At 73.5% G+C, this 15764-nt stretch carries 8 protein-coding genes and 1 tRNA gene; 8 read left to right on the top strand and 1 reads right to left on the bottom strand.

Features of this window, described 5'->3' with window-relative positions; translation table 11 throughout:
* The first annotated feature begins 334 nt into the window (after positions 1 to 334).
* The 7 genes from topA to ABEA93_RS25495 all read left to right on the top strand — a co-directional run bounded on the left by topA (position 335) and on the right by ABEA93_RS25495 (position 13349).
* Positions 335 to 3148 (top strand): type I DNA topoisomerase, encoded by a 2814-nt coding sequence (topA, locus tag ABEA93_RS25525; RefSeq protein WP_345678102.1) that lies wholly within the window; start codon positions 335 to 337, stop codon positions 3146 to 3148.
* 220 nt (positions 3149 to 3368) lie between these two features.
* A complete protein-coding gene (tmk, locus tag ABEA93_RS25520; RefSeq protein ID WP_345678101.1) occupies positions 3369 to 6722 on the top strand; it encodes a dTMP kinase in 3354 nt (1117 codons plus the stop codon).
* 106 nt (positions 6723 to 6828) lie between these two features.
* Positions 6829 to 8016, top strand: a complete 1188-nt coding sequence (locus ABEA93_RS25515) for a DNA polymerase III subunit delta' (protein ID WP_345678100.1) — start codon at positions 6829 to 6831, stop codon at positions 8014 to 8016.
* Between the two features lie 281 nt (positions 8017 to 8297).
* A complete protein-coding gene (locus ABEA93_RS25510) occupies positions 8298 to 9764 on the top strand; it encodes an alpha/beta hydrolase (RefSeq protein WP_345678099.1) in 1467 nt (488 codons plus the stop codon).
* 107 nt (positions 9765 to 9871) lie between these two features.
* The gene (locus ABEA93_RS25505) at positions 9872 to 11533 is read left to right on the top strand and encodes an alpha/beta hydrolase (RefSeq protein ID WP_345678098.1); all 1662 of its coding nucleotides are present in this window, start codon (positions 9872 to 9874) and stop codon (positions 11531 to 11533) included.
* Positions 11534 to 11694: 161 nt separating this feature from the next.
* Positions 11695 to 13221, top strand: a complete 1527-nt coding sequence (locus ABEA93_RS25500) for an alpha/beta hydrolase (protein ID WP_345678097.1) — start codon at positions 11695 to 11697, stop codon at positions 13219 to 13221.
* A gap of 54 nt (positions 13222 to 13275) precedes the next feature.
* Positions 13276 to 13349: transfer RNA gene (locus ABEA93_RS25495), tRNA-Thr, on the top strand.
* Between the two features lie 85 nt (positions 13350 to 13434).
* Here the strand turns inward: ABEA93_RS25495 and ABEA93_RS25490 are convergent.
* Complete coding sequence (locus tag ABEA93_RS25490; RefSeq protein ID WP_425585089.1) at positions 13435 to 14439, bottom strand: YeiH family protein; 1005 nt, start codon at positions 14437 to 14439, stop codon at positions 13435 to 13437.
* Positions 14440 to 14671: 232 nt separating this feature from the next.
* Here ABEA93_RS25490 and ABEA93_RS25485 point away from each other — a divergent pair, with 232 nt between their 5' ends.
* Positions 14672 to 15595 carry a LysR substrate-binding domain-containing protein gene (locus tag ABEA93_RS25485; protein WP_345678096.1) on the top strand — a complete coding sequence of 308 codons (924 nt, stop codon included), beginning with the start codon at positions 14672 to 14674 and terminating at the stop codon, positions 15593 to 15595.
* Positions 15596 to 15764 lie beyond the last annotated feature (169 nt).

Here is a 15764-nt window from a genome sequence, read left to right as displayed (position 1 = left end):
GGTGGTCGAGGATTCAAGATGTAGAGGACACCCATCCCGCGCCGGGCCCTCGGACACGGGCTTGACGGGCTTCCGGCGCGTTGCTGCCGCCGTTCGGGAGCGGCCAGGGTTAGCGGCCCGGGAAGCGGGAACGGTTGGGTGCGCGTTACCGTTCGAGTGGCACCCGGCCGTTCCGTGTCGTATACCGGGCAGGGCCGGTTTGACATCGGGGGCTGGGATACGGTCACACTCCGCCACACGGCAGCTACCGTCCCGGCCCGGCAGCCGTACCGCACGGATGCCGACAGCCACCCGGCAGAAACACAGCAGCAGCAACCTGGAGAGAAGAGCGAAGGTGTCCCCGAGCAGCGAGACCGCGCGCGAAGGCAGTCGACTCGTCATCGTCGAGTCGCCCGCCAAGGCGAAGACGATCAAGGGCTACCTTGGGCCCGGTTACGTGGTCGAGGCGAGCGTCGGACACATCCGCGACCTGCCGAACGGGGCCGCGGAGGTCCCGGCCGCCTACGAAGGCCAGCCCTGGGCCCGCCTCGGGGTCAACGTCGACGCCGACTTCCAGCCCATCTATGTCGTCAACGCCGACAAGAAGGCCCAGGTCGCCAAGCTCAAGAAGCTCCTCAAGGAAGCCGACGAGCTGTTCCTCGCGACGGACGAGGACCGCGAGGGCGAGGCCATCGCCTGGCACCTCCAGGAAGTCCTCCAGCCCAAGGTGCCGGTGCGGCGCATGGTGTTCCACGAGATCACCAAGGACGCCATCCGCTCCGCCGTCGCCAACCCGCGCGAACTCAACCAGCGCCTGGTCGACGCCCAGGAGACCCGCCGGATCCTCGACCGCCTCTACGGCTACGAGGTCTCGCCGGTCCTGTGGAAGAAGGTCGGCCCCAAGCTGTCCGCGGGCCGCGTGCAGTCCGTCGCGACCCGCCTGGTCGTCGAGCGCGAGCGGGAGCGCCGCGCCTTCCGCTCCGCGTCCTACTGGGACGTGCTCGGCACCTTCGACACCGGCCGCCCCGGCGATGCCAGCGACCCGCGCACCGTCAACGCCCGCCTCGTCGTCCTGGACGGCAAGCGCGTTGCGACCGGCCGCGACTTCGGCCCGGACGGCAAGCTCAAGGGCCGCGACGTGCTGCACGTCGACGAGGCCGGCGCCCGCGCGCTCGCCGCCGCCCTGGAGTCCGCCGCGTTCGCGGTGCGCGCCGTCGAACGCAAGCCGTACCGCCGCTCGCCGTACGCGCCGTTCCGCACCACCACGCTCCAGCAGGAGGCCTCGCGCAAGCTCGGCTTCGGTGCCAAGGCGACCATGCAGGTGGCCCAGAAGCTGTACGAAAACGGCTTCATCACCTACATGCGTACCGACTCCACCACGCTGTCCGACACCGCGATCACCGCCGCCCGCGCCCAGGTCCGCGAGCTGTACGGCGCCGAATACCTCCCGGACGCGCCCCGGTCCTACGCCGGCAAGGTCAAGAACGCGCAGGAAGCGCACGAAGCGATCCGCCCCTCCGGCGACCGCTTCCGCACGCCCGCCGAGACCGGCCTGACCGGCGACATGTTCCGCCTGTACGAACTCATCTGGATGCGCACCGTCGCCTCCCAGATGAAGGACGCCGTCGGCCAGTCCGTCACCGTCCGCATCGGCGGCACCGCGGCCGAGGCCGAGGGCCTGCCGGGCCGCGACGCCGAGTTCACCGCGTCCGGCAAGATCATCACCTTCCACGGCTTCCTCAAGGCCTACGTCGAAGGCTCCGACGACCCCGACGCCGAGCTGGACGACCGCGAGCGCCGCCTGCCGATGGTCGACGAAGGCGACGCGCTCACCGCCGTCGAGCTGACCCCGGAAGGCCACGCCACCAAGCCGCCCGCCCGCTACACCGAGGCGTCGCTGGTCAAGGAGCTGGAAGAGCGCGAGATCGGCCGCCCGTCGACGTACGCGTCGATCATCGGCACCATCCTCGACCGCGGCTACGTCTTCAAGAAGGGCACCGCGCTCGTCCCCTCCTTCATCGCGTTCGCCGTCGTCGGCCTCCTGGAGAACCACTTCGGGCGCCTGGTCGACTACGACTTCACCGCGAAGATGGAAGACGACCTCGACCAGATCGCCCGCGGCGAGACCGCGGCGGTGCCGTGGCTGCGCCGCTTCTACTTCGGCGAGGACACGCCCGGCGGTGGCGACCACCTCGAAGGCCTCAAGGACCTGGTCACCGACCTCGGCGCGATCGACGCCCGCGAGGTCAACTCGTTCCCGGTCGGCGAAGGCATCGTGCTGCGCGTCGGCCGCTACGGGCCGTACGTGGAACGCGGCGACCAGCGCGCCGACGTCCCCGCCGACCTGCCGCCGGACGAGCTGACCGTGGAGAAGGCCGAAGAGCTGCTCGACCAGCCCAGCGGCGACTACGTCCTCGGCACCGACCCGGCCACCGGGCACCTGATCGTCGCCAAGAGCGGCCGCTACGGCCCGTACGTGACCGAGGTCCTCCCCGAGCCGGAGGCTGCGGCCCCCGCCGCCGAGGCACCCGCGGACACCGAGGCAGCCAAGAAGACCGCGAAGAAGACGACGGCCAAGAAGACCGCGAAGAAGGCCGCCGCCAAGGGGCCGAAGCCGCGCACCGCGTCGCTGTTCGCGTCGATGTCCCTGGACACCGTGACGCTGGAGGAGGCCCTCAAGCTCTTCTCGCTCCCGCGCGTCGTCGGCGTCGACCCGGGCAGCGGCGAGGAGATCACCGCGCAGAACGGCCGGTTCGGGCCCTACCTCAAGAAGGGCACCGACTCGCGCTCGCTCGCCACCGAGGACCAGCTCTTCTCGGTGACGCTCGAAGAGGCGCTCGCGCTCTACGCCCAGCCCAAGGCACGCGGCCGCGCCGCCGCGAAGCCGCCGCTCAAGGAACTCGGCACCGACCCGGTCAGCGGCAAGCCCGTCGTCGTCAAGGAAGGCCGCTTCGGCGCCTACGTGACCGACGGCGAGACCAACGCGACCCTGCGCGTGGCCGACAGCGTCGAGGACATCACCCCCGAGCGCGGCTACGAGCTGCTCGCCGAGAAGCGCGCCAAGGGACCCGCGCCCAAGAAGCGCGCGGCTGCCAAGAAAGCCCCGGCCAAGAAGGCGCCCGCGAAGAAGACGGCGGCCAAGAAGACCACCACGAAGAAGACGACCTGAGCCTTCGGCCAGGCAGCACTGCGGCCGCCCCCTCCGGCACGGAGCGGGCGGCCGCGCCGCGTTCGTCCGGAGCGCGGCCTTCGGTGCCGGGCCGCGAAGGGGCGAACTGACATAGACGCCGCATCCCGTGTCGGAACCGGACCCGGCAGCCGGGTACGAGGCGGGGAAACGCCGGTGGAACGGCGCTTGCCTTGCACCCGACCCGGCTAGGGTTGACGGCATGTCGCACGCCGAGCAGCAGAAGTCCGAGGCGGCCATACCGCCCCGGACCACGGAATCCGCGCACGGTATCGGAGGCGTTCTCAAGATCGCCCCGTACCGGCGGTTCTGGACCGCCATCGCCGCATCCGCACTCGCGGACTGGCTCGGTCTGCTCGCCCTCACCTCCGCCGCCCTGTGGACGGTCGACGGCGACTACATGGACCACGCGGCAGCCGTCGCCGCGGTCTTCGTGCTGCGCCTGCTGCCCTCCGCGCTCGTCGCGCCGCTGGCCGGCCAGATCGTCGACCGCCTCGACCGGCGCTGGACGATGGTCGCCTGCGACGTGCTCCGGCTCGGCCTGCTGGTCTCCGTGCCGCTCGTCGACGAACTGTGGTGGATCCTCGCGGCCACCGCGCTCGGCGGCATCGCCGGCGCCTTCTGGGGCCCGGCCCGCGACGCCACGGTGCCCAACCTGGTGCCGCGTCAGCGGATGGCCACCGCCACCCAGTTCAACCTGGTGACCGGCTACGCCGCGGCCCCGGTCGCCGCCGTGGTCTTCATCGTCCTCGCGCTCGTCACCCGGCTCCTCGCGCCGTCCGTCGACACGCTCGACAGCCACCCGGCCGACCTCGCGCTCTACGCGACGGCCGCCGTGCACCTGCTGTCCGCGCTGTACGTGTACCTGCTGCACATGCCCACCCGCGGCCGCTCGGTCAGCGCCCGGCGCCCGAACCCGCTCGTCGTCCTCGCCGACGGCCGCCGCGTCTTCGGGCACAGCCCGACCTCGCGCGGCCTGGTCACCGGCATGCTCGCGCTGTTCCTCGCGGGCGGCGTCCTGGTCGGCCTCACGCCGCTCTACACGGCGGAACTCGGCGCGGGCAACGCCGCCTACGGCACCGTCTTCCTCGCCCTCCTCGCCGGCGTCGCGCTCGGCCTGCTGTGGGGCCCGAAGGTCGTCCCGGCGTTCAGCCGCCGCCGGCTGTTCGGCCTCGCGGTCATCACCGCCGGGCTCGTGCTGCTCGTCGTCGGCCTGGTCCCCAACGTGGTCGTCACCGTCGTGCTCACCGCGCTGCTCGGCCTGGTGTCCGGCGTCGCCTGGGTCACCGGCTACACGATGTTCGGCGTCGGCGTCGGCGAAGAGCTGCGCGGCCGCGCCTTCGCGTTCGTGCAGGCGGCCGTGCGGCTCACGCTCCTGGTGGGCGTCGTCGCCGGATCGCTCGTCGCGGGCGCGATCGGTCTGCACACCTGGACCGCCGCGGACCGCTACGTCTTCACCTACAACGGCTCCGCGCTCACCCTGGCCGGCGCCGGCCTGCTCGTTGCCCTCGTCGGCTTCGTCGTGCTCCGCTCGATCGACGACCGCCGCGGCATCCCGCTGACCCGCGACCTCGTCGACTCGGCCCGCAACGTCGACCACGTCGCCGGCCGCCCGGCCGACGCCACCGGCTACTTCATCTCCCTCGAGGGCGGCGAAGGCGTCGGCAAGTCCACCCAGGTCGAGGCGCTCGCCGCGTGGATCCGCGGCAAGGGCCACGAGGTCGTCGTCACTCGCGAGCCCGGCGCCACCGAGATCGGCAAGCGGCTCCGCGCCATGCTCCTGGACGTCGAGAACACCGGCATCGACCCGCGCGCCGAGGCCCTGCTGTACGCGGCCGACCGCGCCGAGCACGTCGCCACCGTGATCCGCCCGGCGCTGGAGCGCGGCGCGATCGTCATCACCGACCGGTACGTCGACTCGTCCGTCGCCTACCAGGGCGCCGGCCGTGAACTCGGCGCGCGCGAGATCGCCCGCGTCTCCCGCTGGGCGACCGACGGCCTCCAGCCCGACCTCACCGTGCTGCTCGACCTCGACCCGGAGATCGGGCACGCCCGCTTCACCGAGGCCCCCGACCGGCTCGAGTCCGAACCGCAGAGCTTCCACCACCTGGTGCGCGGCGCGTTCCTCGACCTGGCCGCCGCCGACCCGGACCGCTACCTGGTCGTCGACGCCGCGCAGGAGCCGGACGCCGTCACCACCGCGATCCGCCACCGCCTCGACCGCGAACTGCCGGTGTCCGAGCAGGAGAAGCGCCAGGCCGAAGAACTGGCCCGCCGCGAGGCCGAGGAAGAGGCCCGCCGCCAGGCCGAACGCGCGCAGGCGGAAGCCGAGAAGCAGGCCCTCATCGCCCGGCTGCGCGCCGAGAGCGAGGAGCGCCAGCGGTTCGCCGAGCAGCAGCGCCTCGCCGAGGAGGCCGCCCGCCAGGCCGAGGTCGAGCGGATCCGCGCGGAGGAAGAGGTGCGCCGCCGCGCCGAGGAGCAGGAGCGGCTGGCCGCCGAAGCGCAGCGCCTCGCCGACGAGGCCAAGGCCCGGGCGGAAGCCGAACGCGTGCGGCTCGAGGAGGAAGCGGCGCGGCGCGCCGCCGAGCAGAAGCGTCTTTCCGAGGAAGCCGAGCGGCGTGCCGAAGAGGCGCGCGTCAAGGCCGAGGAAGAAGAGCGCGTCCGCGACGAGCAGCGCAAGCGCATCGAAGAGGAGACCGCGCTGCGCGCCGAGCGCGACCGCGAGGAGGCGGAGGCCGAGCGCAAGGCCGAGGCCGAGCGCCGCAAGCGCGCCGAGGAGGAGCGCAAGCGCCGCCGCGAGGAGGCCGACGCGGAGACCGCGCGGCGCCGCGAGGAGGCCGCCGCCCGCGAGGCGGAGGCCAAGCGCAAGGCGGAGGAGCGGGAGAAGGCCGAGGAAGCCCTGAAGCTGGCCGAGGCCGAGCGCCGTGCCGCCGAGGCGGAAGCGTCCCGTGCGGTGGTCGCCGCGGCCGCGGCGAAGGCCCGCGCGGCCAAGGAAGCCGCGGCGCTGGCGAAGGACGACGACGAGCAGTCGCCGTCGGGGCCCCTTCCGACACACGGCGACGGGCCGGACGACCGCAACGGCCACGGCCGCGGCCACGACGGCAAGGGGCGCAACGGCAGCGGCGGCGGCGCGACCGGTGCGGTGTCGGCGTTCGCGGACACCGCCGAACTGGCGATCGTCCGGGCCCGCGCGGTGACCGGGCCGGTGCCCGGCAGCGAGGACGACACGCAGCAGATCCCCAAGATCACCCTCGAGACGCCGCGTCCGGCGGGCGCCGGCACGGACGCCGCCGAGACGCGGGCCCTGCCGACGGTGGACCCGGCCGCGCACGACGAGACGCGGGCCCTGCCGGTCGCCGACCCCGGCGCGGCACACCCGGACGGCGCGGCCGACACGGCCGACGCGCAGAGCCTGGCCGACGACTTGCTCGGCCCCTGGATGGGCGGCGGCCGTGCGGACGGTGCCGGCGACGGTGACGCCGACGGCGACGGCGACGGCGGCGAGCAGGCGACCCCGGAGCCCAAGCGCAGCCGCTGGCGGCGGAGCAAGTCGTAGCGGCCGGGTACCGTCGTAGCGGTGGGGCGTGCCCGGTCGGCCGGAAGGCCGGGGACCGGGCCGCACCGCAGGGAACGACGGCCGTGAGGAAAGCGAGGCACCGCGGGTGACCGTGTGGGACGACCTGGTGGGCCAGGACCGCGTGGTCGACCGGCTGCGGGTCGCCGCCAAAGCCGCGCGGGACGTCCTCGACGGGCGCGACGCGACCGGCATGACGCACGCATGGCTGTTCACCGGCCCGCCCGGGTCCGGCCGCGCCACGGCGGCGCGGGCGTTCGCCGCGGCGCTGCAGTGCGTCAGCCCCGACCTGGCACTCGGCGGCGAGCCGGGCTGCGGGCACTGCGACGGCTGCCACACCGCGCTCACCGGCACGCATGCCGACGTCGACGTGGTCAGCACCGAGCTGCTGTCCATCGGCGTGAAGGAGACCCGCGACCTGGTGCGCCGCGCGGCGATGTCCCCGGCGGGCGGCCGCTGGCAGGTCATCGTCCTGGAGGACGCCGACCGGCTCACCGAGGGCGCGGGCAACGTGCTGCTCAAGGCCATCGAGGAGCCCGCGCCGCGGACGGTGTGGATGCTGTGCGCGCCGTCGGTCGAGGACGCGCTGCCGACGATCCGGTCCCGCTGCCGCCACGTCTCGCTGCGGACCCCGCCGGTCGACGCGGTCGCCGACATGCTGATGCGGCGCGACGGCATCGAACCGGCGATGGCCGCGTACGCCGCACGCGCGACCGGCGGGCACATCGACCGCGCGCTGCGTCTGGCCACCGACGAGCAGGCCCGCACGCGCCGCGCGGAGGTCCTGCGGATGCCGCTCCAGGTCGCCGACATCGGCGGCTGCATGACGGCCGCGCAGCGGCTCGTCGACGCGGCCGCCGCGGACGCCAAGGAGATCACCGCGGAGATGGACGCCCGCGAGACCGAGGAACTGCGCAGCGCGCTGGGCGCGTCCGGGCCCGGCGGCCGCCTGCCGTCCGGGACCGCGGGTGTGGTCAAGGAGCTGGAGAACCGGCAGAAGAAGCGGGCCACGCGCATGCAGCGCGACTGCCTGGACCTCGCGCTGGTCGACCTGACCGCGTTCTACCGCGACGTGCTGGCCGTGCAGCTCGGCGCGGGCGTGCACTTGGACAACGAGGACATCCGCCCGTCCGTGGAGGACATCGCCCGGTCGGGGCCGCCGGAGGCGACGCTGCGCCGCATCGAGGCGATCCTGGCGTGCCGGCAGGCGATCGACGCGAACGTGGCTCCGCTGCTGGCCGTCGAGGCGATGGCGCTGACGCTGCGCGCCGGGTGACCCCGGGTACTGCCGTGCGTGCCTGCGGGTGTCTCGAACGCGCGTGCGTCGAACGTGTTTTCCTCGAACAGGCTTGCCTGGCGATATGCCCTGAACCCCATCGAATGCCGCGGCGGTGTCGTCGATCGGGTTAACCGCGGGAACCCGGAACGCCCGCTTGCGCGTCGACGTGGGAGAGTTCCCAAGGCGCCACGTCCGCGCCTGTGGTCACTTCACGCCCTGTGGGCACTGCAAGAACAGCAAGTCTTCTCTGCCGAGGATGGTGCACGTCGGTGCGACCGATGACGCGAAAAGCCGTCAAGCTCCTGCTGATCGCAGCCACTCTCGGCGTGGCGGTCGCCGTGTTCGTCCGCTCGCGTCCGCGTCCCGGCGCTCCCGGCGCTCCCGGCGCTCCCGGCGCTCCCGGCGCTCCCGTGGCGGACGCGGCCGAGCCGGAACCGGTGCGGCCGGTACGGCACTTCCCGCCACGCCAAGCCGAGCCCGCGCCCCGCGCGGCGCTGTCCGCAGGCCCGTCGGCGCCGGACGGAACCCGCGAACTCCCGGTGGTGGAGGCCGAGGCGGCACCGGAGTCGCCGTTCGCGCCGGTCCCGCCGGACGCCGTCGCCGTCCCGTCGGGGGCGGCGTCCGGTGTGGTCGAGATCGACCCCGACCGGCTGCCGCCGCTGCCGTCCGCGCCCGAGCCGTCGGGTGCTCCGGCCAAGCGGCGCCGTTCGCAGCGGGTGCTCGGCGGAGTGGTGGCCGCGTTTGTGGTGGCCGCCGGGGCGGTGTCGGTGCTTGCGTACCGCGCCGTCGACGGCGGGGACGACAGGGCGCCGGCCGGGGCCGCGGTGTCGGCCTCGCCGTCCGCCGCGCAGCCGTCCGGTCCGCCGAGCTTCGGGCCGCTGGCCCCGCAGAACTTCACCGCGGTGGGCGACCGTTCCGGCGGTTCGCTGAGCCGGATCACGCTCGACGGGCGGCGGTCCGGGGTGCGCGCCGACGTGTGGGTGTGGCTGCCGCCGCAGTACAAGCGTTCGGACTTCCAGACGAAGAAGTTCCCGGTGCTGATGCTGCATTCGGCCTATCCGGGGGCGGGGGAGAACTCGCTGCTGTCCGGCCAGGCGAGCGCGCTCTCGAAGATCGCCGACGGCATCGCGCGGGGCACGCTGCCGCCGTTCGTCGTCGTCGCGCCGGAGCTGACGCCGTACGCGCAGGCCGAACTGGACGCCGCCGCCGACCCGTCCGTGCTCGACACCGAGTGCAGCGACATCCCCGGCAAGGCGAAGATGGCGACCTTCCACAACGAGGACGTGCGCGAGGCCGTGGCCGCGACGTTCCGGGTCACGAACGACCGCAACGGCTGGGCGCTCCTCGGCGAGGGCGCGGGCGGCCTGTGCGCGGCGAAGTACGCGCTGCAGTACCCGCAGTACTACGTCGCGGGAGCCAGCCTGTCCGGCCCCACCACGCTGAAGTCGCCGCTGTGGGGTGCCGCGCAGGCCGCCCGCGACGGCCAGTCGCTCAAGACGCTGCTGGCCGCGCACCCGGACGTCAGCCTCTTCCTGTCCGACAACACGTCCGACACCGTGGGACGCCAGGCCTCCAACGCGCTCAAGGCGGCCGCGGCCAAGCCCACCGACGTCGAGACGGCGAACGCGGGCGGCGGCACGGTCAAGCAACTGCCTTCGGCGCTGTCCTTCTTGGCGGACACGGTGACGGACAGCTCGGGTGCGCGTCCGCCGACGGGCACGAACGGCAAATCCGGCAACCGCTGACCGCTGTGTCACCGAACGGCTGCGGATAGCCCACAGAACGGCCCGTACGGCGGGACGGCACCACGCCGCCGCACGTCAGAGGGGTGGCGCATGGTAGGCATGACCGGGTGAACACCCTCCTCCGCCGCTCGGCGCTCGTCCGCCGCGCGCTGCCCGCCGCCTTGGTCGCGACCGCGCTGATATCCGGCTGCTCGACAGGCGCGGCCGGGAAGGTGAAGGACTCGGAGTCGTCCACGTCGTCCGCGCCGTCCGCGGCGGCGAACGGCTCGGACGCCGGTCCGCTCAAGCCGGTGTCCGGCGGCAAGGGCCAGGACGACCCGGCGCTGCAGTCGTTCTACAAGCAGAAGCTCGGCTGGGCGGCGTGCCCGGACGACCCGAAGACGGACGGCGACGAGACCGGGCTGGAGTGCGCCAAGATGCGCGTGCCGCTCGACTACGCGAACCCGGGCGCGCGGAGCATCGACATCGCGGTCATGCGGTACAAGGCCGGCGACGGCGGCAGCCGTATCGGCTCGCTGCTGACCAACCCGGGCGGCCCGGGGGCGTCCGGACTCGATTACCTGGAGAACACGGTCCAGGACCTCTCGCCGGACGTGCACCGCAGCTTCGACGTCGTCGGGTTCGACCCGCGCGGCGTCGGAAAGAGCACGGCGGTGCGGTGCCTCACCGACGCCGAGCGCGACCAGCGGAACTCCGAGGACGGCCCGGACCCCAAGGACCAGGCGGCCTCCAAGGCGTTCAGCGACAAGCGTGCCAAGGACTTCGCGGCCGGCTGCCAGGCCAAGTCGGGCGACCTGCTGAAGTTCGTGGGCACCCGCAACGTGGCACGCGACATGGACGTGCTGCGGTACCTGGTGGGCGACAAGAAGCTCAACTACCTCGGCTTCTCCTACGGCACCTACCTCGGCGCGCTGTACGCCGAGGAGTTCCCCGGCCGTACCGGCCGCCTGGTGCTCGACGGCGCGGTCGACCCGGCCGCCGACCAGCTCGACGAATCGGTGGGCCAGCAGGTCGGCTTCGAGCAGTCGTTCACGCGCTTCGCGAAGGACTGCGCGACGCGCGCCGGCTGCCCGCTGGGCAGCGACCCGGCGAAGGCCGCCACCAACGGCGTCGACTTCCTCGACAGCCTGCGCACCAACCCGCTGCCGACCGACGACGCGCGCCGCAAGCTCACGTCGTCGCTCGCCTGGACCGGCATGATCCGGCTGCTGTACGCGGACGAGTCGCAGGGCTGGAAGGCGCTGCGCGAGACGTTCGCCGCCGCGATGCAGCGCGGCGACGGCTCGCTGTTCCTGCGGTTCGCCGACGACTACAACGGGCGCGACGAACGCGGACGCTACGACAATTCGATGGACGTGCTGACCGTGGTCGGCTGCGCCGACAGCATGGCCGACGCGCCGTCGCCGGCGCGCGTCCAGGAGACGCTGGCGAAGCTGCGCGCGCAGGCGCCGCTGTTCTCGCGCGACGCGAGCGCGGACGACTTCGACGGGCCGGGCTGCGAGTTCTGGCCGTTCCGCACGCCGGAGAAGCCGCACACGGTCAAGGCTGCCGGGAGCGCCCCGATTCTGGTGGTCGGCACGACCGGCGACCCGGCGACCCCGTACGCGGCCTCGCAGAAGCTCGCGCAGGGCTTCGAGAAGGCGACGCTGCTGACCTTGGAAGGCGAAGGGCACACGGCCTACTCGCGCGGCAACCAGTGCATCGACGACGCGGTGGACGCGTACCTGCTGGAGGGCACGATGCCCGCGCAGGGGACGCGCTGCAAGTGAGCGGCGCGGGGACCGAGCCGACCGGTGCACGGCGCGTGCCGGGCGCCTCGGCGGGCCGACCCGCCGGGCTGTGCCGCCGTACCGCCAACCGGCTGCCCGCCGGTTAACCTCGTGTCACGGGCGGCGCGGGCGCCCCGCGGAAGTGAGGGTTTGTGGTGCGGGTGAAGCGACTGCGGGGGATCGGCGCGGTGCTGGCGGGCGCGTTGCTGCTGGCGGGCTGCTCCGACGCGGGCAGCGCCAAGGGCAGCAAGGACGCGGCCGGTCCGTCGAAGAGCGGATCCGGTCCGGCGGACCTGGTGCCGATGCCCGCGGCCGGGTCGATCTCGTGGTCGCGGTGCGACGATTCGTCGTTCGAATGCGGCACGCTGTCGGTGCCGATCGACTACGGCTCCACCTCCGGCCCCAAGATCAAGATCGCGCTGATCCGCCAGAAGGCGACCGGCCCGGACCGGATCGGGGCGCTCGTGGTGAACCCCGGCGGGCCCGGCGGCTCGGGCATCGACTTCGCCCGGTACGCCGCCAGTGCGTTCCCCAAGTCGGTGCTCCAGCGCTACGACATCGTCGGCTTCGACCCGCGCGGTGTCGGCGAAAGCGCCCCGGTGCGCTGCCTGACGGACAGCCAGATGGACACGTACACCCAGCTCGACCCGACCCCGGACGACCCCGCCGAGGAACAGGCCCTGGTAACCGGGTTCACCGACTTCGGGAAGGGCTGCGAAGCGATGTCGTCGCAGCTGCTCGGCCACGTCAGCACCGCCGAGGCGGCCCGCGACATGGACCAGATCCGGTCCGCGCTGGGCGAGCCGAAGCTCAACTACGTCGGGGCGTCGTACGGCACCTTCCTCGGCGCCACCTACGCCGAGCTGTTCCCCGGCAAGGTCGGCCGCTTCGTGCTGGACGGCGCGGTGGACCCCAGCCAGCCCGCGGTCACCGCGAACCGGCTCCAGGGCGGCGGCTTCGAGACGGCGCTGGACGCCTACGTCGACGACTGCGTGGCGGGCGGCTCGTGCTTCCTCGGCGCCACCCGCGACGAGGCCCTCACCCGGATCCGCACCCTGCTCGCCGACCTCGACGCACACCCGCTGCCCGGCGACGGCAAGCGCAGCGTCAACGAGGCCATCGCCACCACCGGCGTCCTGTCGCCGCTGTACTCGCGCGACCAGTGGCCCGACCTGACGGTGGCGCTGAAGGCGGCGTTCCGCGGCGACGGGCTGCCGCTGCTGGAACTCAACGACGTCTACTACGAGCGCGGCTCCGACGGCCACTACGCGAACCTGATGTATGCCAACGCCGCCGTGAACTGCCTCGACGGCCCCGCCGCGGCGAGCAGCCCGGACCAGGTCAAGACGCAGGTCGACGAGTTCCAGCAGACCTCCCCGACGTTCGGCCGTGCCCTCGCCTGGGCGGGCCTGTCGTGCGGCGAGTGGCCCATCACACCGAGCGGCAAGCCGCACGAGATCCACGCCCCGGGCGCCGCCCCGATCCTCGTCGTCGGCACCACCCGTGACCCGGCCACCCCCTATGCCTGGGCCCAAGCCCTCGCCCAGCAGCTCGACTCCGGGCACCTCCTCACCTACGACGGCGACGGCCACACCGCCTACCTCCGCGGCAGCGCCTGCATCGACACCGCCGTCGACACCTACCTCCTGACGGGCCAGACCCCGCCCGACGGCAAAACCTGTAATTGATCACCCCGTCGGCTGTGTATGCTTATCGCCGTCGCCACCACGCGGTGGGGGCATGCCGCCTTAGCTCAGTCGGCCAGAGCGACGCACTCGTAATGCGTAGGTCAAGGGTTCGATTCCCTTAGGCGGCTCCGCACGAAGGCCAGGTCAGACAATGTCTGACCTGGCCTTCTGGTTTGTACCGGCAGCGTCGGCCGGGTCGGGGCCGGTTCGGCCTCAGGCCGTCAGCAGCACCCCCGCGTAGGCCGTGGCCCCCACGACCAGCCACGACCCCAGGCCGAGCAGACCGAGCTTCAGGCCGCCCGAGCGGGCCAGGGTCGGCAGGTGGACGGCGGTGCCGAGGCCGAAGAGGGCGGCGCCGAGCAGGAGTTCCTGGGCGGTGTCGGCGGCGTCGAGGACGCCGGTGCCGAGCCATCCGGTGGTGCGCAGGACGACCATGGCCAGGAAGCCGGCGACGAACAGGGGGAGGATCGCGGGCCGACGGCCGTCGGCGGCCGCGGGCTGTCCGGAGGTCTTGCGGCGGCGGCTCAGGGCGACGCCGGCGACCAGCGGGGCGAGCATCGCGACGCGGATCAGTTTGACGAGCACGCCTTCGGTGAGCGCGTCGGGGCCGGCGGTCTGGGCGGTGGCGACGACCTGGCCGACGTCGTGCACGCTCGCGCCGACCCAGCGGCCGAATTCCCCGGTGTCCAGGCCGAGCGGGTGCTGGAGCAGGGGCAGTACGGCGATCGCGAGGGTGCCGCAGAGTGTGACCAGGGCGACCGACGAGGCGACCTCGGTCTCGTGCCGCTCGTCGGCCTTGTCCTTGCCGAGGACACCGCTGACCGCGCCGATCGCGGAGGCGCCGCAGATCGCGTAGCCGGTGGCGACCAGCAGCGACAGGTCGCCGGAGAGGCCGATCCTGCGGCCCAGCCACCGGGTCCCGAAGAACGTGACCAGGACGACCCCGACCACCATGACCAGGGGCTCCCAGCCGAGCGCGGCCACGTCACCGAGGCTCAGCTTCAGGCCGAGGAGCACGATGCCGAGCCGCATCAGCCGCTTTCCGGCGAGGGACAGGCCGGGCCGGGCGGGGCCGCGCACCAGCCCGGCGGCGCCCGGCAGGTGGGCCGCGACGACGCCGAGCACGACGGCCGCGGTGAGCATCGGCACCGCGGGCAGCAACCGGTGCACGCCGTAGGACGCGGCCACGCCGACGGCGGCGAGCACGAGCCCCGGCACGATGCCCGCTCGGTGCGGGGTGGTCGGAGGAGTCGCCGGAGAAGCTGCCGGGGGACCCGCCGAAGGTGCCGCAGACGGAGCTGCGGGCGGAGCCGCGGGAGCAGCGGCGGGCGGCGGGGTGCGGCGCGCGGAAATGCGGCGTTCGGGACCGGCGAGAACCATGGATCCAGCCTCCGCCGGGCGGCCCGGGCCCGGTAGACGCGATCTTGGTACCAGGGCATAGAGTCGCTCTATGGCCTCTGACCCCGACAATCGTGACCTGCGGCCGCTTCCCGACCTGCATGCGCTGCAACTGCTGGTCTGCGTCGCCGAGACCGGGAGCCTGGGGCGGGCCGCCGCGCGGCTGCGCATCAGCCAGCCCTCCGCGAGCGCCCGGATGCGCACCCTGGAGCGGCGCCTGGGCCTGCGGCTGCTCGACCGGTCGACGTCGGGCTCCCGGCTCACCCCGGCCGGGGCCGTGGTCGGCGACTGGGCGCGGTCGCTCCTCGAACAGGCCGAGGCGCTGGTCGAGGGCGCCGCCGCGCTGCGGTCCCGGCAGGACAACCGGCTCGTCGTGACGGCGAGCCTGACCATCGCCGAGGAACTCATGCCGGGCTGGCTGGTCGCCCTGCGCGAGCAGGAGCCCGACACGCACGTCGGGCTCACCGTCACCAACAGCGCCGGCGTCATCGAGGCGCTCCGCCGCGGGGCCTGCGACCTGGGCTTCGTCGAAGGCCCGTGGGTGCCGGACGACCTGCACCGCACGGTCGTCGGCAGGGACCGCCTCGCCGTGGTGGTGGCCCCCGGCCACCCGTGGGCCCGGCGCCGCCGCCCGCTGAGCGGCCGCGAACTCGCCGACACGCCGCTGCTGCTGCGCGAACCCGGCTCCGGTACGCGCGAAACCCTGCAGAAGGCGCTGCGTCCGTACGACGGGCCGGCCGTGCCGGTCCTGGAACTCGGCTCCACCGCGCCGTTGCGCAGCGCGGTCGCGCGGGGGCTCGCCCCCGCGGTGCTCTCCGCGCTGGCCGTCCACGAGGACGTGGACCACGGGCGCCTGGTCGAGGTCGAGGTCGACCCGGCGGTCCCGCTGCGCAGACTGCTGCACGCGGTGTGGCTCAAGGGCCGCGAACTCCCCGAAGCCGCCGTGCGCTTGCTTCAGGTGGCACGGGCCTCCTGAGCCGCGGCCCGCGGACGGACGCGGTGTCGGCGGACCGGGAAGGACTCGCAGGTGCGCGAGAGGGCCACGGCCCTTCCCGGAACGCCGAAGCCATGATCCGCCCGGGGGTGGGGGCCCGGACAGGGCCGAACGGCCCGGTTGTCCGGGGCCTTCGCCCCGACCTCGCCGC

The sequence above is a fragment of the Yinghuangia aomiensis genome, from assembly GCF_039542225.1.
Lineage (GTDB): Bacteria > Actinomycetota > Actinomycetes > Streptomycetales > Streptomycetaceae > Yinghuangia > Yinghuangia aomiensis.
Note: the sequence above shows the minus strand (reverse complement) of the source record. Positions and strands in the feature narration are given on the sequence as shown.

Excerpts from the sequence above, each read along its gene's own strand:
- tmk (WP_345678101.1), top strand. The coding sequence starts at position 3,369 with ATGTCGCACGCCGAGCAGCAGAAGTCCGAGGCGGCCATACCGCCCCGG.
- ABEA93_RS25510 (WP_345678099.1), top strand. The coding sequence starts at position 8,298 with ATGACGCGAAAAGCCGTCAAGCTCCTGCTGATCGCAGCCACTCTCGGC.
- ABEA93_RS25485 (WP_345678096.1), top strand. The coding sequence starts at position 14,672 with ATGGCCTCTGACCCCGACAATCGTGACCTGCGGCCGCTTCCCGACCTG.